This window comes from Sphingomonas trueperi (assembly GCF_040545665.1).
Classification (GTDB): Bacteria; Pseudomonadota; Alphaproteobacteria; order Sphingomonadales; family Sphingomonadaceae; genus Sphingomonas; species Sphingomonas trueperi_B.
The window spans coordinates 74,491-92,714 of record NZ_JBEPMH010000002.1; the positions used below are offsets into that span (position 1 = coordinate 74,491).

Sequence of the window (18,224 nt, forward strand, 5' to 3'; positions counted from 1 at the left end):
TTGGCGAAACTTGCTGGACAGCTTGCGATGCGGAGTGACTATCCTCTTTACCCGAAGCTTTGGCTTCCTAGACGCTGCGCTTACAGGACTCACATCGAGTGCTGTAACCCGCAGAAAAGCGTGCGTTCTGGCAGGACTAGCAGCTCATGACTCCTTCGTGGCTCACCGAATAATCCGGTCCGAAACCCGAACACGAACCCTCGCCGCTTGAACACTTTTGGTACTTTCGGACGTTATTCGTGACTTGATCGTAACCGGCTCTTTCAACCTGTGCGCGTTGCTCAGAATTAGTTCGATAGGATTGATTGCCAAACGGGCTGTGATCGCACGAGTGCGGATCCCACGCGGCGTGGTACACTACCTGGCTTGTTCCAGATCTCGTCCCGCGACTTGTCCTCGCGAAGCTCGCCGCGAGGAAGGCGAACCTCACCATGCAAGAGCTCTGGATGCCTTTGCGCGGCTCCTGCCGGCGCATGGGCAAAAGACATTCAGGACGCGAGATGCCCGTAAGACTGCTCGCGACGCGGCGGGAAGCATCGGTTGTTCAAATCTTGGCACGCAGCGTGACACCATATCTGGCTGGCTGGTTGTAATTGACCGTTCGTCCGAGATACGCCGTCACCCCTGCCCCCGATGGTGCCGCCAGCAGGGCCTGCGAGATGATGTTCCGCTCGTTGGTGGCGTTGTTGGCGAACAGCGACACATCGTACTTGCCGCTGTCGAGCCGCAGCCCGGCGCGCAGGTTGAGGTTCGACTGGGCCGGCACCTGGGTATAAATCGATTGGGTTACGCCGGTGCCGTAGCCGGTGGTGTGCGAGAACTGCGCATAGCTGTAGAATTCGGTTTTGGCGCTGATCGCAACATCCCAGGAGGGGGTCACCGACAGCGCCCATTTGGGCGAATAGGGTGCGCGCTGCCCCTTGGCATCGATATTGGCGATGCCGTTGTAGCTCAGCTCGGCCGGTGCCGGGAGCGAGGGCGCACGCGTGTAGACCGCGTCATTATAGTTGCCGTCGAAGGTCAGCCGTAAGCCCGATCCGAAATTGGCCGCCGCGCTCCATTCGACGCCCCGCGCACGGATATCGCCGACATTGGTCGCACCGCGTTGCGGTGTGCCGTCGGGCAGCGTGTACGAAATCGAGGTCTGAAAGCCGTCGAGCTTCTCCTGATAGGCGGAGAGCGCCAGTGTCAGGTGCTTGTCGAACAACGACGCCTTGATCCCGGCTTCAATATTCTTGGTCGTTGTCGGCTGGATCGCCGGCGCCGTCGGGTTGAGCGAGCGGTTGTTAAGATCGAGCCCACCCGCCTGGAACCCGGTGGCGTAGGTCACATAGGCGGTGATGTCCGGCGTGATCTTGTATGAAAGGCTGGCCGTGCCGGACAGATTGTCGTTCGAGGTCCGCAGGTTGAGCGCATAGCCGGTGGTGGCGGGCGTCGTCGGATAGCCCGGCACGGCGTAGGTGACACCGGGATTGCGCTGCACGGCGTCGATCGCATTGTAGAAGGCCAGCAACTGCGCGTTGGTGATGCCCGCCGGAAGCGATGTCGGCAGCTGGCTGGTATCGACCGGGCTGGAGCCGTTCTTGCGGTCATAGGTGTAGCGCAGGCCGCCGGTGAGATCGAGCGTGCGGGTGAGGTGCCACGTCGCCTGGCCATAGGCGGCGGCAGTGCGGTTCTTGACCGTGGTGTCTTCGATGATCTGCACGCCGGTCAGCTGTGCGCGGAACGACAGCGGGATCGGCGTGAAGCTCGCGCCGGCGATCGTGTTATAGGCGTTGTACCAGGGGATCACGTCCGCGCCGAACTGGTGGACCACATAATGGTCGCGCAGCTTGGAGTAATAGAGAAAGGCGCCGGCCTGCCACTCGATCGGGCCGCGTCGATTGGACGCCAGCCGAAACTCCTGGCTGAACTGGTCGCTGCGGCTGATCGCCATGTTCTGGTAGATATCGATCGGCGTACTGTCGCTGTCCTGTGGCGGATCGAAGGTCCAGAGCCGCCAAGCGCTGATCGAGGTGAGCGTCACCGGGCCGAAATCATAGTCGGCGGTCAGCGACACGCCCGCATTCTTGGTGCGCATCTGGTTGTAGTTGTTGGTAATGTTCGTGCGCGGATCGACGCTCGGCACCCAGTTCTGCACGCCGCCGTAATTGGCGAGCTGCCCCAGCGCCTTGAGCGCGTTGCTCACGCGGGTCTGCTGCGCCGCCGTGGTGTTGATGCCCCAGTTGCCCGGCCCGAACAGCTCGACGATCCCGCCGCCCGAGCTGAAGCCGGACGAACTGTCGCGCTCGACGTTGAGGTCCCCGGCCAGGTTCACCTTGAGCGGCCCGGTGGCGAGCAGGAACTGCTGGCGCACGCCCCAGCGTCCGGTCCCCGCGGTGGTCGCCTCGTCGGTCGCGGTGGGGGCATAGATGTTCTTCTGGGCCGCCGCCGCACGGAATGCCGGGCGGAAGGGCGTGGAAATCCAGCCGTCGCCGCGCGTCCCGAACGCGACCGTCCGGAAGGCGATCGTGTCGCTGATCGGGCCGGTGAGGATCGTCTTGCCCTGCGCGAAATTGTAGCGGCCATAGGTCACCTCAAAGGTGCGCGCCGGGGTGAAGCTGGGCTTGTTGAAGGTGATGTTGAGCGCGCCGGCGGCCGCGTTCCGGCCGAACAGGGTGCCCTGCGGGCCCCGCAGCACCTCGAAGCTCTGCACGTCGACGAGATCCTGCAGCACCTGCCCTGGGCGCGCCTGGTACACGCCGTCGAAATAGACGCCGATCGCGTTGTCGAGGCCATCGGCGGCAGTCGGCGCATAACCGATGCCGCGGATCGTGATCGAGAAGTTGCGCGGGTTGCCGCCGGTGGAGTTGAGCCCCGGCGTCTGGTCGATCAGGCTCTGCAGATCGATCGTGCCCTTGCGCTCCAGCGTCTCGCCGCTGATCGCCTGCACCGAAATCGGCACGTCGCGGATATTCTCGGAACGCCGGCGCGCCGTCACCAGGATGTCCTGCCCATCGCCTTCCTCGGCCACGACCGCAAGCTGGACCTGCTGCGCGGCTTGTCCCCAGGCAATTGCGGGCGTCGCGACGATGGCGGCGTTCGCGAGCAGCGAACGCGTGAAATGCAGACGATTCATCGAGGACCCCCTTTTGCTTAATTCCTATCGACTCGATAGAGATTGGTACGGACGGGAATCCCCATCTATTAAGTAGGATTTGATTTAGGGGGCCGAAGTTTTTCTGTGTCGCCGCTCGTGGCCTCCCCCCGCACCCTGTCGGCATCAACCGGGAGAACGGATGTGGCGAGTATCGGTGGGGCGCAGGTAAGCGCTCAAGGCTTTGGGGCGATGGGATTATCCCATGTCTATGGGCAAGCGGACGAGGCGCAGTCGATCGCCACGCTGCACCGGGCAATCGAGCTCGGCATCAACTTCTTCGATACGGCCACCGCCTATGGCAGCGGGCATAATGAGGAACTGCTGGGCCGCGCGATTGCTGGCCGGCGGGACGGGCTCGTCGTCGCCAGCAAGTTCACGCATCAACGCAGCGACGGCAGCCGCGTCACCGCGCGGGAAGCGGTCGAGGCGAGCCTCGGCCGGCTCAACGTCGAGCGGATCGACCTCTATTATCTCCACCGCGTCGATCCGGAGGTGCCGGTCGAGCAGTCGGTCGGCGAGCTGCGCGTGCTGCAGGACGAGGGCAAGATCGCCGGGATCGGACTCTCCGAAGTCAGCGCCGAGCAGCTCCGCTCTGCCCATGCCGAGGCGCCGATCGCCGCGCTGCAGAGCGAATATTCGCTATGGACCCGCGGCGTCGAGGCGGAGATCCTGCCCACCGCGCGCGAACTCGGCATCGCCTTCGTCGCTTACAGCCCGCTCGGGCGCGGCTTCCTTGCCGGCGCAGGCCCGGTGGAGGCGAACGACCGGCGCAACATCCATCCGCGCTTCCAGGCCGAGGCCGTAGCAGCCAACGCGCGTCGCCGACGGGCGATCGAGGACGTCGCCGAGCGGCTGCATGTCTCGCCGGCGCAGGTAAGCCTTGCCTGGGTACTGGCGAAGCAGGTCGTGCCGATCCCCGGCACGCGGCACATCCGCCATCTCGAGGACAATTGGGCGGCGGGGGCGATCCAGCTCGACGAAGGCACGATCGAGGAACTCGAAGCCGCCTTCCCGCACGGCGCAACGGTCGGGGACCGCTACCCCGCCGAGCAGATGAAGTCGGTCCCCGCCGACGCCGTGCCGGCCTGATGGCACGCACGACGCCTCGCTGGCCGACCGGATCGGGCACGCTGGCGGCGGTCGTGCTGGCATCCTCCGCGCTGTTGCTGGCCTTCGCGCCGGCGCGGCGCGCGGTGGTGGCCGCGCCCAGCGCGGCGCTTGCCGCGCCGATCCCGGATCGCGTCCCGCCCGGTGTCGTGCTCCGCGTCGGCGATCCGGTCACCCGCTGGGTGTTCGAGCATAACGGCTGGGACAAGCAGCTGCCCTTCCGCATCCAATGGGCGGAAATCACCGGCGGCCCCGACGTGACCGAGGCCTTCCATGCCGGCGTGCTCGACGTCGGCTTCGGCGCCAGCGTTCCGCCGATCCACGCGGTCTGGGCCGGCATCCCGGTGCGGATCATCGCCTTCCGCGAATATGCCGATCGCGACAACCGGCATGCCTATGTCCTCGGCATCGCGCCAAACGCCAGGATCAAGACGCTCGCCGACCTCCGTGGCAAGCGGATCGCGTTCAGCCCAAGCCAGGTGCAGGGGCAGATCGTCATCGACACGCTGAAGGCCGCCGGCATCCCGCGCGACCAGGTGGCGCTCGTCGAATTACCGTCGAGCATCGGTGGCGACGTCTATTCGAGCGCGCTGGCCTCCGGCGGCGTCGACGCAGCACCGATCCGCAACGATCTCGTCGCTCAGCGCTACCTCCGGGATTATGGGCCCAAGGGCGCGCGTATCCTCCAGCACCCGCCCTTCCGCGACGATGGCGGCAACATCTACGTGCCCGAGAAGGTGCTGGCCGATCCCGCCAAGGCCGCGGCGCTCCGCATCTTCATCCAATATTGGGGCCGCGGTCAGGCCTGGATCAACACCCACGTCGAGGAACTGGCGCGCGGCTATTACGCAGGCAAGCGCGGGCTGCCGATCGCCGATGCACGGGTCCTAGCGAACTATGTCGCCAATATGGACGTGCCCGAAAAATGGGACGGCGCGATCGCCTATGAACAGGCGGCGATCGACACGCTCGCACCCGAGACTAAACGCCCGCGCCTCGACGCAGCGACACTGTTCGACCGCCGCTTCGAGGGAATCGCCGGCGCAGCAGCGAAGGGAATCGCACCATGAACGCCTATGCGGAACGCCTGTACGTGCCGGTAACGGCGCCAAGGACACCGACCAGCGCGCCCATTGGGCAAGCCCGCCCGGCACGGCCCCGGCAAAGGCTGAGCCCCGGCACCCCCGCCCGCTATGGCAGCCTGCTGGGGCCCGCGCTGCTGCTCTTCTACTGGTCGCTGCTCTCCGCCACCGGCTGGCTCGATCCCCGCGTCCTGCCCGCGCCCTGGACCGCGGTGACCACCGGCATCGAACTGATCCGCGAAGGGCGGCTGCAGGAGCATCTCGGCATCTCCGCCTGGCGGGCGATGAGCGGGCTCGGCTTCGGCGTGGTGATGGGTACGGCGCTCGCACTGCTCTCGGGGCTGTCGCTGCTCGGCGGCTATGTCATCGACGGGCTGGTGCAGATCAAGCGCGGGGTGCCGATCCTCGCGCTGATCCCGTTCATGATCCTGTGGCTCGGCATCGGCGAGACGATGAAGGTCACGCTGATCGCGGTCGCCGTGTTCGTGCCGATCTACATCAATACCCACAACGCCCTGCGCGCGATCGACCTGCGCCATGTCGAGCTGGCCGAAACCGTTGGCCTCACCCGCTGGCAGTTCCTCCGCCATGTCGTGGTGCCCGGATCGCTACCGGGCTTCCTCACCGGTCTGCGCTTCGCGGTCACCTCCTCCTGGCTCGCGCTGGTGGTGGTCGAGCAGCTCAACGCGACCAGCGGCATCGGCTATATGGTCACGCTCGCGCGCAACTATGCGCAGACCGACGTGATGCTCGTCGGCCTCGTCGTCTATGCGCTGCTCGGCTTCGGGTCGGACGCGCTGGTTCGCCTCCTCGAACGCCGCCTGCTGCGCTGGCGCCGGACGCTCGGCCGGTGAGCGTGCACGCCGAAAGCCTGGCCGTGCAGGTCCGCGGACTGACCCGGGCCTTCACCAGCAAGGGCGTGCTCAACGGCATCGACCTCGACGTCGCGCCGGGCGAGTTCGTCGCGCTGCTGGGGCGCAGCGGCTCGGGCAAGAGTACCTTGCTCCGCGCCCTCGCCCAGATCGACCACGAGGCCGAAGGGGAAGGCGAGATCCGGCTGCCCGAACGGCTCTCGGTGATCTTCCAGGATGCGCGGCTGCTGCCGTGGATGCGCGTGCTCGACAATGTCCTGCTGGGCATTTCGGGCGGGCGCGACCGCGGACGTGCGGCGCTCGCCGAAGTGGGCTTGGGCGGCCGCGAGCGGGCCTGGCCGCACGAGCTTTCGGGCGGCGAGCAGCAGCGTGTCGCGCTCGCCCGCGCGCTGGTGCGCGAGCCCAAGCTGCTGCTCGCCGACGAGCCGTTCGGCGCGCTCGATGCGCTGACCCGCGTCCAGATGCATACGCTGCTGCGGCGGCTGGTCGATGCCCACCAGCCTGCGGTGCTGCTCGTCACCCACGACATCGACGAGGCGATCCTGCTCGCCGATCGCATCGTCCTGCTCGAGGACGGCCGGCTGGTGAACGACATCGCGGTCGCGCTGCCCGCCACCGGCATCGCCCGCCGCGCCCGCATCGCCGAACTGCGCGCGCTGCTCCACCGGCTGCTCGGTGTCGAGGAATTTCCCGATGGCGCGTCCGACGCCGCCATTCCGCTGCCGTCGCTCGGAGAACGCCATGGATGATGTGATCGAAACCGCCGACTGGGCGGACGTCCCCGCGGCGCGCCTGTTCGAGCGCTACCGCGAACCCCGCGAGGCCCCCGGCTTCTGGAACGAGACGCTCGATGGCCTGCTCTCGCACCGCTCGGTTCGCGCCTATCTACCCGACCCGGTGCCCGCTGGAACGGTGGAGCTGCTGGTCGCCGCCGCTCAGTCGGCCGCGAGCTCGTCCAACCTCCAGCCGTGGAGCGTGATCGCCGTCGAGGACCCCGCCCGCAAGGCGAGGCTCGCGGCATTGGCGGGGAACCAAAAGCAAATCCTCGACGCCCCGCTCTTCCTCCTGTGGATCGTCGACCATTACCGGCTGACCAGTATCGGCGAGGCGATAGGAACCCCGGCGAATGCGCTCCACTTTCTCGAGAGCTTCCTGCTCGGCGCCGTTGACACCTCGCTCGCCGCCCAGAACGCAGTCGTGGCGCTGGAATCGATCGGGCTCGGCAGCTGCTATATCGGCGGCATCCGCAACAAGCCCGCCGAGGTCGCCGCCGAACTCGGGCTGCCGCCGCAGAGCTTCGCACTGTTCGGGCTGACGGTCGGCTATCCCGATCCCGAGGCGCCCGCCTCGGTCAAGCCGCGCCTGCCGCAGGACGCTGTGCTCTTCCGCGAACGCTATGGCGCGGCGGCCAGCCCACCCGCGATCGCAGCCTATGACCGCCGCCTCCGCAGCTTCCAGCGCGAGCAGCACATGCCCGAGCGCGACTGGAGCGACCAGGCCACCCAGCGCGTCCGCGGTGCAGACTCGATCGCCGGGCGCGATGCCCTTCGCACGATCCTGCACGGCCTGGGCTTCCGGCTCGACTAGCCGGCGCCCCCTTCCCCCACCCATCGCAATGGAGTCCTTATGACGAACCCCACCGAGTTCCTCTGGTACATCCCCAATCAGGTCGAGGGTGGCCACCGCGGCGACGTCAGCGATCCCGACCCGGCAAGCCTGGAGACGCTGACCAGCCATGCGCGCGCGCTCGAAGACCATGGCTGGGACGGCGCGCTGATCGGCACCGGCTGGGGACGGCCCGACACCTTCACCGTCGCCGCCGCGCTTACCGCGCGCACCAAAACCTTCGAGCCGTTGATCGCGATCCGCCCCGGCTATTGGCGCCCGGCCAATTTCGCCTCGGCGGCGGCGACGCTGGACGCACTGAGCGGCGGACGGGTGCGCATCAACATCGTGTCCGGCCAGGACAATCTCGCCGCCTATGGCGACAGCGAGGGCGACCAGGCGCATCGCTATGCCCGAACCAAGGACTTCATGCGGCTGGTGCGGCGGCTCTGGACCGAGACCGACGTAACCTTCGAGAGCGAGCATTTCCAGGTCACCGGATCGACGGTGGTGCCGCGCATCGCGCCCCGCGGAAATCGGCTGCACCCGCGCCTTTACTTCGGTGGCGCGTCGGAGGCGGCCGAGCGCGTCGCGGCGACCGAGGCGGACGTCCAGCTCTTCTGGGGCGAGCCGCTGGACGGCGTGGCGGAGCGGATCGCCCGGCTGAAGCGGCTGAGCCAAGACCTCGACCGCGATCTGCCCCCGCTCGAATTCGGGCTGCGCATCACCACCCTGGTACGCGACACCACCGAACAGGCCTGGGCCGATGCCGAGGCGAAAGTGGACGAAATGGCGGCGAGGCAGGCCCAGGTCGACCAGCATCGCCGCAGCCCCGCGGTCGGCCAGCAGCGGCTGCTCGATCTGCATGCACGCGGCGAGGTGCTCGACGACAATCTCTACACCGCGCCCGGCCGCTATGGCGGCGGGGGTGCGGGCACGACCTGGCTGGTCGGATCGGCGGAAGACGTGGCGCGCTCGCTGCGCAAATATCGCGATCTCGGCATCAACCACTTCGTCCTGTCCGACACGTCCTATCTCTCTGAGATCCGCCGCCAGGGCGACCAGCTGCTGCCATTGCTGCGCGACGCAACCACGGAAGCGTGGACGGAGCCGCTCCGGGCCGATGCGGTCGCCTGAAGCGCGCAATCGGGGATGACGGACGATTCCGACGGATGGGAGCAGGTCGCCGGCGGTGGCTTGCTGCATCGCCGCGCGCTGCTGCTCGGCGGCGGGCTTGCGGCCACAGGTCTCGTGAAGGGGGTACGCGCAGCGATGGACGCCTGGTCTCCTGCCGCCATGCTGCAGCCCGGTGCGCCGCTCTCCGGCGGAGGGTCACCGGGCAACCCGGCGCGGCGCATCGTGCCTGACCTGCCGTTTCCGGCTACCGGATCGTCGCGCACGCCGCTCGAGAAGCTGCACGGAACCCGGACGCCCAACGGCCTGCATTTCGAACGCCACCACAACGGCATCCCCGACATCGATCCGGCGAGGCACGAACTGCTGATACACGGACTGGTGCGCCAGCCGCTGCTGTTCCGCTACGAGGACCTGCTGCGCTACCCCCGCCATACGCGCACCCTGTTCCTAGAGTGCTCGGGCAACAGCGGAACCCTTGCTGCCCCCGCCCCCGTGCAGGCAAGCGCCGGGCAGCTGAACGGGCTGGTGTCGGGCGCGGAATGGTCCGGCGTCCGGCTTTCCACCCTGCTCGACGAGGCCGGGATCGCCCCGCAAGCGCGGTGGATGCAGGCCGAGGGTGCCGATGCCGCCGCGATGACGCGCAGCGTGCCGCTGACGCTCTGCCTCGAAGACGCGATGATCGCGCTGTTTCAGAACGGCGAGCCGCTGCGACCGGCGCAGGGCTTTCCGATGCGGCTGCTGCTGCCCGGCATCGAGGGCAATGCCTCGGTCAAATGGCTGCGGCGGCTCAAGCTGCTGCCCGTCCCCGCCTTTTCGCGCGAGGAGACATCCAAATACACCGATCTCCTCCCCGGCGGCAAAGCCGAGATGTTCTCGCTGCGGATGGGAGTGAAGTCGATCCTGCTGCGGCCCTCCTTCGGGCTGGATCTGCAGCGCCGGGGCTATCACGAGATCGACGGCCTCGCCTGGTCCGGCAGGGGCCGGATCCGCCGGGTCGAAGTTTCGGCGGACAGGGGCGCCAGCTGGGCGGAAGCGACACTCGACCAGCCGGTGCTGCCCCAGGCGCTTACCGCATTCCGCATGCCGTGGCGGTGGAACGGCGCGCCTGCCGTGCTGATGAGCCGCGCTACCGACGAGACCGGCGCGGTGCAGCCCCGCCGCGCCGACTGGCTCGGCAAATATGCCCCCGGGCAGGGCTATCACAGCAATGCGATCCAGGCCTGGAGCGTGGGCACGGACGGCAAGGTCGCCCATGTCTATGCGTAGGCGGAGGGTGCTCCTTGGCGGCGTGGCTGTCGTCGGCGCGCTGCTGGCAGGGCTCCTGCTCGCCTGCGACCGTATCGTCGGGGCGAGCCCAAAGCTCGGCCGCCCCGCGCCCGCCGAGATAGTACAGCGCATGGACCTGACGATCCTGGCAGACGGGACCGGGCTTCCGCCGGGTTCCGGTTCGGTTGCGGCCGGGCGTGCCACGTTCGACGCGAAATGTGCATCTTGCCACGGTGCCGCAGGCCAAGGCGGTGTCGCCGATCGACTGACCGGCGGGATCGGCTCGCTCGGCTCGGCGAAGCCGGTGCGGACGGTCGCGAGCTACTGGCCCTACGCGCCGCCGCTGTTCGACTATATCCGCCGCGCCATGCCGCTCACTGCCCCGCAGTCGCTGCGCGACGACGAAATCTACGGGGTCGTCGCCTATCTGCTGTCGGTCGATGGTATCGTGAAGGCCGATGCCAGGCTCGATGCGGCGTCGCTTCCGCGCGTTCGCATGCCGAACCGCAACGGGTTCTTCAGCCTCGAAGACAAAGGCTTCGACGGGACGCTAATTCGAGCAGCGCCTTGAAATTGAGACTTGCCGGCATCGCCTGTGCCAACGGCGAGGTGGACGCCGCGAAGATCTCCTGACGTATCATTCATCAACGAAATGATACGTCAGGAGATCATGGAGAGTCGCACATATCGCTGCGGATAAGGTGTTCCATGCACTGGTCTGCCATATGGCGTGGGACGTAACATCGTGGTGTGAAACGTGATCCAGCCGGCGCCAGAGACGGCATTGGCGAAGAGACATTTCCGCCGAGCCCTCTTCTACCCTTTGCCCGCTCCCCTAACCCTTGCGAAACTGCGGTCGCCATCGAGGAAGGACGCGAGCATTGCCGGGATCAGATCCGTTACCGCCTCCTCCTGCCCATCGGTGTCGCATATAGCCCAGCATTGTCCTGGAGCCGCTGGTGCAGGTCGGGCTTTATGAGGATCGCCAGCTTGACGGGCTTTCGATCCGGTAGCTTGGGCGAGCTTCAGGTCAGGCATGTCGACCTCCTATCCGCGCCAGGGCGCGAGGATCAGGTCCTTGTGGACCACGAGCAGCACGTTCGTGCCGGGGCGAATTGTCAGCGTCGGCTGGACGTTGAGATTGCGCGAGGTGAGCTGGTCGCCCGCCCGCACGACATTCTGCTGCGTCGACTCCCGGATCGCCCGGACCAGATCGCTGTCACCAGCCGTGGGCAAACCCAGGACCTCAGCGCACCGAAGGAAAACTTCCTTTAATCTCCACCAGAATGGAGGGAATTAGGCCGCAAAAGGGTTGCAAGGATAAGGATATTGACCAGCAGGCTGCCGGTAGCGCGGCGATCATGGAGCCAGCGGCGCCGGGCACGCGCGACCGTTCTTGTCGCAGGCGCGGCATTGGCGTGCGCCCTCGGCGGCAGCGCGCACGCCCAGATCGATGATCGTCGAGCGTTGATTCAATCGGCCACCACCGACGATCCGAGGCGCATTCCCATCAAGTCCGACGGAGCCGCCCAGTCCGTCACCGTACTGACGGGCGGTCTGGTCTTTGACGCCGCCGCGCCACGGGCGCAGCCCGGCACCGTGCTCATCGAGGGCAACCGGATCGCCGCGATCTGGCCGGCCGGGAGACGCGACTGGCCGGCACAGGCCCGCGTCGTCGATGTTGCCGGCAAGACGATCCTTCCCGGTCTCATCGATCTGCACGTGCACCTGACCTATCCGGACGGCGACACGCCGATCGACCGCCAGGCGAGCGAAGGCGATGGCGTGCTGCGGGGTGCGCGAAACCTGCGCTGGATGCTGGAATCGGGGATCACCTCCGTCCGGGATCTCAACGGCGTCGCAAACGCGCCCTATATCCTTGCCGAGTGGAGCGCGGCCAACCGCATCCCCGCCCCCCGCGTGTTCACGGCGGGCCACATCATCACCGGGACGGGCGGCCACGCGACGGAGCGCCCCGTCTCCCCCAGCCATGGCCCTGACTATGCCTGGGAGCGCGACGGTGCCGATGCCTGGCGTGCGGCGGTGCGCGAGACGTTCAAGCGCGGCGCCAGCGTCATCAAGGTCGCAAGCCATTTCGCGCCCAAAGAGATTGCCGCAGCCGTGGACGAGGCGCATCGGCTCGGGCTGAAGGTCACCTGCGACTGCGAAACGGTCTACACCGCGCTCGCGGTCGACGCGGGGGTCGACATCATCGAGCACCCCTTGCCGCGCACCGACGAGACCATCCGCGCGATGGCCCGGCATCACACGGCTGCCGTGCCGACATTGCAGGTCTACCAGAACGTCCTCGACCGCGCGGGCGGCTTCTACGGATCGACGTCGCGGCGCTTCACCCTTTCCGCCCAGGCCGATTTCGACATCTTCCGTAAGATGAAGGCGGCGGGGATCGTGATGGGCGTCGGCACCGATACGATCGGCGACGCCAACCAGCTGGTGCCCAATGTCTATCTGGCCGAGCTGCAATGGTTCATCCGCGGTGGATATTCCGCGGCGGAAGCCCTGCGCGCCGCGACGCTGACCAACGCGCAGATCCTCGACATGGACGACAAGCTCGGCAGCATCGCGCCGGGCAAGCTCGCCGACATCCTCATCGTCGATGGTCGCCCGGACCTCGACATCGCGGCGCTGCGCAAGGTCGACAAGGTCTTCCGCGACGGCATCCTGCTCGTCGATGGTGGCCAGCTGATCGTCCCGCGCCACCAGTCCCGCCCCCTGGGCACGACGCCGCCCTTCGACGCCGTCCGCTGACGGCGGCCCGACACTTCCGACAACACAACATCACGCTTCCGGCGGAGACCATGCATGCATATCGTACCCAGCTTCCTTGCCCTTTCGGCCGCACTGCTCGCGCCCGCCGTTGCCGCGGCACAGCAGGTCGACACGCCCGACACCGAAACCGAGGCGAGCGAAGGCAGCGCCATCGTGGTGACGGGCTCGCGCGGGCAGCCGCGTACCGTCGCGTCCAGCCCGACCCCGATCGACGTAATCGGCGGCGAAGACATCGCGCGGCTGGGCGGCGCCCTGCAGTTGCGCGACGTGCTGACCCAGCTCGTGCCCTCCTTCCAGGCGCAGCAGGTCGGCAGTTCGTCGTTCGACAGCGTCGCTCGCCCCGCCGGCCTGCGTGGCCTGTCGGGGGTCCATGTGCTGGTGCTGGTGAACGGCAAGCGGCGGCACAATTCGGCGCTCATCAACCTCAATTCGGGCAATGTGTCGGCAGGCGCCAATCCGGTCGACCTCGACCAGATCCCGGCCAGTGCCATCGAGCGGATCGAAGTGCTGCGCGACGGTGCCGCCGCGCAATATGGCTCGGATGCGATCGCCGGCGTGATCAATATCATCCTGAAATCCAATGCGACGGGCGGCACGGCCAGCATCGAAGCGGGGCAGCGCTATGGCGACGGCGTGAACGGCAGCGACGGCGAGACGGTCAGCGCACAGCTTTCGCAAGGCTTCGCGCTCGGCGATCGCGGCGCGCTGGCGCTGTCGATCGACGGCAAGTACCAGAACGCGACGGTCCGCAACTCGGACGTCACCGGCGCCTTCTATTTCCCGGTCAACGGCCAGCCCGATCCACGCGAGGCGACCGTCAATCGGCGTACCTATCAAGGCGGCCTGCCCCAGCTGCGCCAGATCCAGGGCGCCCTCAACGGCAACTATGATCTCGGCAACGTCGAAGCCTATGCCGTCGCGACGCTGGGCTATCGCGAAGCGCGCGTCGGCCAGGCCGGCCGCAAGCCGAATACGACCAGCGACATCATCGCGATCTATCCCGACGGCTTCACGCCCTTTTATACCCTCCACGAGACCGACGGGCAGTTCACCGGCGGGCTCCGCGGCACCATCGGCGGCTGGAAGCTGGACCTCAGCAGCACCTATGGCCGCGATTATGCGCGCAGCGGCGCCGAGAACTCGCTCAATGCCTCGCTGGGCGCCAGCAGCCCCACCACGTTCGACACCTTCAGCGCCGCGTTCGACCAGTGGACGAACAATCTCGACCTGACGCGCAGCTACGCCGTCCTGGGGGGCCGAAACCTCCAGGTCTCGCTCGGCGCGGAGTATCGCTACGAGCGCTATGTCACCAAGGCGCTCGATCCGGCAGCGTATGTCAATGGCGGCTATGTGTACCCCGCAGGCACGCCGCTCGCGCGGCAGCCCGGCGCGGTCGGCGCCCAAGGCGCGATCATCGTCACGCCCGCCGACGCAGCCGACATCGCGCGCAACATCTGGGCCGGCTATGCCGATCTCGCGCTGGACGTCACCGATCGCCTGCTGGTGACCGGTGCGGTGCGGTACGAAACCTATGACGACAGCGCCGGCGACGTGTGGAGCGGCAAGGTATCGGCACGGTACAAGGTCGCGGACTGGCTCAACCTTCGGGGCGCCTTCTCCAACGGGTTCCGCGCGCCCAGCCTGGCGCAGCAGGCCTATGCCCAGACCTCGACCCAGTTCAACCTGGTGAACGGCGCGTATCAGCTGATCGAATCGAAGATCGTCCGCACCGGGTCGCCGATTGCCGCCGCGCTCGGCGCCGCGCCGCTTCGGCCCGAAAAGTCGCGCAACTACAGCCTCGGCTTCGCACTGACGCCGCTCGCGGGCCTGTCTGTGACGGTCGATGCCTATCAGATCGACATCGACGATCGCATCACGCTGACCGGCCTGCTCTCCAGCACGGGCGTCCGTGCCATCCTGCGGGCCAACGGCTTCTCGGGCGATCAATATGTCCGCTTCTTCACCAACGCGATCGACACCCGCACCCGCGGCCTCGACATCGTCGGCGCATACAATCTGGGGCTAGGGAGCCTGGGCAGGCTCCGCACCACGCTCGGCTACAACCACAACGTTACCAACATCCGCAGCATCGCCGCCACGCCGGCGCAGCTGTCCGGCTTGGGACTGACGCTGTTCGACCGCCAGACGCAGGGCTATTTCACGGTGGGAACCCCGAAGGACAAGCTGATCCTCGGCCTCGACTGGAACCTCGACCGCATCGGCATCAACGTGAAGCAGACCCGCTACGGAAAATGGGCTTCGCTGAACAACACGCCGAGTTCGGACCAGTTCTACGGGGCGAAGTGGATCACCGATGTCGAACTCGGCTATGACGTCACCCGCGCTGCACGCGTGGCGGTGGGTGCCTACAACCTCTTCGACACCTATCCCGACAAGAACACGGTCGCGAACACGATCGGAAGCTCGATCTACGGGTCGAACTCTCCCTTCGGGGCCTATGGCGGGTATTATTACGCCCGGCTGTCCCTGCGGTACTGAGCAGGGGCGAGTTCACCACCATCCCGGCGATCGCCGGAACGACAGGGATGGTGGTGCATGACGCCGACGACAGATGGGGTTTCCTATGCGCTGTTCCCGGGTGGGCACGCGGCTTCCATTCGCTCACCATGATACCCGCGACGATCAATGCTCCGCCCAGCACAGCAAGGGCGGGAAGCCGATCGCCGGCAACGCAGCCAATAATTCCGACCATATTAATAGGAATTGTGGCATGTTTGCGCTCCGAGATGTTGCCGACTCGCGCTTCGCCTGGATCGCGCGGGCGGCGAGGCAAGGAGCCCAAACAATGACGCTCGCCGAACAGGATCCGATCAAGCTGCTCATCGTCTCCGGCATCGATGGTTCGGGCGCCCGGCATTGGCAGACGGAATGGGAACGCGACCTAGACGATTGCTACCGCGTCGAGCTGGGTTGCTGGGACGACCCCATCCGCAACGTCTGGATCAGCCGGCTGGACCAGGCCGTTCACGAAGCCGGGGGCGACGTCGTGCTCGTCGCGCACAGTTTGGGATGCCAGGCGGTCGCCTGGTGGGCCCGGCTGCTCGGCTCGAGCGCGGTTCCCTCGGTGCGCGGGGCGCTGCTGGTTGCCCCGCCCGATGTCGACCAGCAGGACGTCGATCGCCGGCTCGACCGGTTCGCCCCCAATCCGGACGTCGCCTTCGCCTTCCCGGCGCTCGTCGTTGCCAGCCGCGATGATCCCTATGCGACGATCGACCGCTCGCGCGAGATTGCCGATCAATGGGGCGCGGCGTTCCTCGACGCCGGCGATCTCGGCCACATCAACGCCGACTCCGAAATCGCCGAATGGGAGGAAGGGCAGGCGCTGCTGCCGCTCCTGATCGGCGGAACGCGCGATCGCAACCAGCTGAGCCACTTGGCGGCGGACCTGCTCGCGAAGCACCGCCGCGGATCGAAACGCACCCCTTTCCACGCTGCCCGGGAAAGGGACGCGGCGCGCGTGCAATTGCCTCCCGCCAGCATGTTCTTCGATGATGGCATGATACGCGGCGATCGGACCTTCGGGATCGACGCCGGCGACTGACAACGTTTTGGCACCATGGCTGATTGTCTGCATGGGGATTGCGATCTCCGCACGAGGCGTCAGCCAGAGAAGCGCGTCCGGCACCACCACGCAAGAGAAGCGTCATACCTGTTACGAATGTCATCGCTCCGGAAAAGCTCGCGCGCCTGATCGGGCTGCACGGATCGCCCCGCATTCTCGACCTGCGATGCGCACTCGGAGACGATCCCGGGGGCAACCTTCTCGCTGCCGTACGTCCCTGACGGCCGCTCAGACACTCCTTCCATCGTCGTCTTCGGTGACGACGGCAGCGGCGCTGCCGCAACCAAGGCGGCCGTTCTCCGCAGCGACGGAATCGCAGCCGAGCTACTGGAAGGCGGCTTCGCGGCGTGGCTCGCGGGGGGGATCGCCCACCGTCTCGCTTGCCCATCTGCCGCCGCGGCATGCGGACGGCCGCACCTGGTGGGTCACGCGCGCACGGCCCAAGATCGATCGTATCGCCTGTCCCTGGCTGATCCGGCGCTTCGTCGATCCCGATGCACGCTTCCTGTTTGCCGCACCGGCCGACGTGTTTCGGGTTGCCGCGGAGAGCGGGGCCGAACCCTTCGACATCGCCGACGAGCGCGTCTTCTGGAGCAATCGCCGCGAACGCTGCACCTTCGACGTGATGGTGGAAGCATTCTGCCTCGACGGCCCTGCGCCGCTGGAGGCAGGCATAGCGGTCTATGACGCGCTCTATCGCCGGTTTCGCGACGCGCAGGCGGAAAGGCATAAACCAGCCCGCGCGCGGGCGGGTGCAGGCATGACCGCGACCGCGGCGCGCGCGGCGTCGTATCCCCCGCCCGGCCGGAGCCGGTGACGCTGCGACAGGCCTTGTGGGCGCGCCGTTCATCGAGCGGCTGCGCGGCAATGTCGCGGTGGCAGGGGCCCTCGCGGCGATCACGGCGGCCGTAGTCGGCGTCGCCGACGCCGGCCTCGGCGATCTTGTTGTCGAAGCTGCCATATTCGAGCTTCACATTATTGTCCTGCGCGTCCACCGAGAGGCTCGGGCGCTTCGAGATCACGTTGATCGCGCCGCCGGTGGTGTTCTTGTCCCAAAGCGTCCCCTGCGGCTTGCGCAGCACTTCCACCCGTTCGAGGTCGGACAGCGGCAGGCTGGCGGCGTTCGCGTTGCTGATATAGACGTCGTCTAGGTAGAAGCCGACCGGGTTGGCGAGATCGAGCTGCTGCTAGCCCGCACACACGCCACGGATCCACCAGCGCGGGCGACCATGCTGCTGCGTGCCCGCCGAAGCGTTGGGCACCAGGTCCAGCACCTCGTTCGCAGATCGGCCGACGCCGCCGCCGCGGAACAAGGTCGCGCTAAGCGCGGTAACCGCGCCCGGCACATCCTGCAGCCGCTGTTCGCGCCGCTGCGCGGTGACGATGATCTCGCCGCCCGATTGGTCGAGACCCTCGTCCTTGTCCGGATCGGGCGCGGCAGCGGTGGCGGGGCGATCCGGGTCCGGTGCCGCAGCCGCTGCCTGGGACGCGCTCGTCAAGGCAAGGGCGAGCACGACGGTGCTCGCCTGAGCGGTAGCCGCACGACGAAGGAACGATGACATGGCAGACCCCCACGAATGTTGCGCCGATGGCGCATGATTATCGGGGACAGATGCGCAAAGGCCGTGCCAGGAGGGTCAACG

Annotated in this window: 15 protein-coding genes and 2 pseudogenes; 12 read left to right on the top strand and 5 right to left on the bottom strand. The window is 67.1% G+C overall.

The window, feature by feature from the left end:
• Window positions 1–544: 544 nt before the first annotated feature.
• On the bottom strand, window positions 545–3,118 hold the full coding sequence (locus ABIC65_RS07565; RefSeq protein WP_354307882.1) for a TonB-dependent receptor: 2,574 nt from the start codon (window positions 3,116–3,118) through the stop codon (window positions 545–547).
• 210 nt (window positions 3,119–3,328) lie between these two features.
• On the opposite strand from ABIC65_RS07565, the gene ABIC65_RS07570 reads away from it, so the two are divergent.
• The 8 genes from ABIC65_RS07570 to ABIC65_RS07605 are packed head-to-tail and all read left to right on the top strand — an operon-like array spanning window position 3,329 to window position 10,779.
• Entirely contained in the window at window positions 3,329–4,228 is a 900-nt protein-coding gene (locus ABIC65_RS07570; protein ID WP_354307884.1) for an aldo/keto reductase, read from the top strand.
• Window positions 4,228–5,316, top strand: a complete 1,089-nt coding sequence (locus ABIC65_RS07575; RefSeq protein ID WP_354307885.1) for an ABC transporter substrate-binding protein — start codon at window positions 4,228–4,230, stop codon at window positions 5,314–5,316. The genes ABIC65_RS07570 and ABIC65_RS07575 overlap by 1 nt, the downstream gene beginning before the upstream one ends.
• On the top strand, window positions 5,313–6,182 hold the full coding sequence (locus ABIC65_RS07580) for an ABC transporter permease (protein WP_354307886.1): 870 nt from the start codon (window positions 5,313–5,315) through the stop codon (window positions 6,180–6,182). The genes ABIC65_RS07575 and ABIC65_RS07580 overlap by 4 nt, the downstream gene beginning before the upstream one ends.
• A complete protein-coding gene (locus ABIC65_RS07585; RefSeq protein WP_354307887.1) occupies window positions 6,179–6,949 on the top strand; it encodes an ABC transporter ATP-binding protein in 771 nt (256 codons plus the stop codon). The genes ABIC65_RS07580 and ABIC65_RS07585 overlap by 4 nt, the downstream gene beginning before the upstream one ends.
• On the top strand, window positions 6,942–7,787 hold the full coding sequence (locus ABIC65_RS07590; protein ID WP_354307888.1) for an NADPH-dependent oxidoreductase: 846 nt from the start codon (window positions 6,942–6,944) through the stop codon (window positions 7,785–7,787). Before ABIC65_RS07585 ends, ABIC65_RS07590 begins: the two co-directional genes overlap by 8 nt.
• 39 nt (window positions 7,788–7,826) lie before the next feature.
• On the top strand, window positions 7,827–8,942 hold the full coding sequence (locus ABIC65_RS07595) for an LLM class flavin-dependent oxidoreductase (RefSeq protein ID WP_354307889.1): 1,116 nt from the start codon (window positions 7,827–7,829) through the stop codon (window positions 8,940–8,942).
• Window positions 8,943–8,957: 15 nt separating this feature from the next.
• Window positions 8,958–10,208 carry a sulfite dehydrogenase gene (gene soxC / locus ABIC65_RS07600; protein ID WP_354307891.1) on the top strand — a complete coding sequence of 417 codons (1,251 nt, stop codon included), beginning with the start codon at window positions 8,958–8,960 and terminating at the stop codon, window positions 10,206–10,208.
• A gap of 22 nt (window positions 10,209–10,230) precedes the next feature.
• Window positions 10,231–10,779: a c-type cytochrome gene (locus ABIC65_RS07605; RefSeq protein ID WP_354307892.1), complete on the top strand. Its 549-nt coding sequence runs from the start codon at window positions 10,231–10,233 to the stop codon at window positions 10,777–10,779.
• Window positions 10,780–11,024: 245 nt separating this feature from the next.
• On the opposite strand, the pseudogene ABIC65_RS07610 reads toward ABIC65_RS07605, so the two are convergent.
• Window positions 11,025–11,197: pseudogene (locus ABIC65_RS07610) on the bottom strand (DUF2274 domain-containing protein).
• 58 nt (window positions 11,198–11,255) lie between these two features.
• On the bottom strand, window positions 11,256–11,444 hold the full coding sequence (locus ABIC65_RS07615; protein ID WP_354307893.1) for a TrbI/VirB10 family protein: 189 nt from the start codon (window positions 11,442–11,444) through the stop codon (window positions 11,256–11,258).
• 93 nt (window positions 11,445–11,537) lie between these two features.
• Between ABIC65_RS07615 and ABIC65_RS07620 the strand changes: the two genes are divergently transcribed.
• From ABIC65_RS07620 to ABIC65_RS07635, 4 genes are all read left to right on the top strand, one after another.
• The gene (locus ABIC65_RS07620) at window positions 11,538–12,977 is read left to right on the top strand and encodes an amidohydrolase family protein (RefSeq protein ID WP_354307894.1); all 1,440 of its coding nucleotides are present in this window, start codon (window positions 11,538–11,540) and stop codon (window positions 12,975–12,977) included.
• Window positions 12,978–13,031: 54 nt separating this feature from the next.
• On the top strand, window positions 13,032–15,497 hold the full coding sequence (locus ABIC65_RS07625) for a TonB-dependent receptor plug domain-containing protein (protein ID WP_354307895.1): 2,466 nt from the start codon (window positions 13,032–13,034) through the stop codon (window positions 15,495–15,497).
• Between the two features lie 307 nt (window positions 15,498–15,804).
• A complete protein-coding gene (locus ABIC65_RS07630; RefSeq protein ID WP_354307897.1) occupies window positions 15,805–16,560 on the top strand; it encodes an RBBP9/YdeN family alpha/beta hydrolase in 756 nt (251 codons plus the stop codon).
• 277 nt (window positions 16,561–16,837) lie between these two features.
• The gene (locus ABIC65_RS07635) at window positions 16,838–17,398 is read left to right on the top strand and encodes a chromate resistance protein ChrB domain-containing protein (RefSeq protein ID WP_354307898.1); all 561 of its coding nucleotides are present in this window, start codon (window positions 16,838–16,840) and stop codon (window positions 17,396–17,398) included.
• Window positions 17,399–17,669: 271 nt separating this feature from the next.
• On the opposite strand, the pseudogene ABIC65_RS07640 reads toward ABIC65_RS07635, so the two are convergent.
• Window positions 17,670–17,717, bottom strand: a pseudogene (locus ABIC65_RS07640) (hypothetical protein); the annotation flags it as partial.
• Between the two features lie 51 nt (window positions 17,718–17,768).
• The gene (locus ABIC65_RS07645) at window positions 17,769–18,143 is read right to left on the bottom strand and encodes a hypothetical protein (RefSeq protein WP_354307899.1); all 375 of its coding nucleotides are present in this window, start codon (window positions 18,141–18,143) and stop codon (window positions 17,769–17,771) included.
• Between the last annotated feature and the right edge of the window lie 81 nt (window positions 18,144–18,224).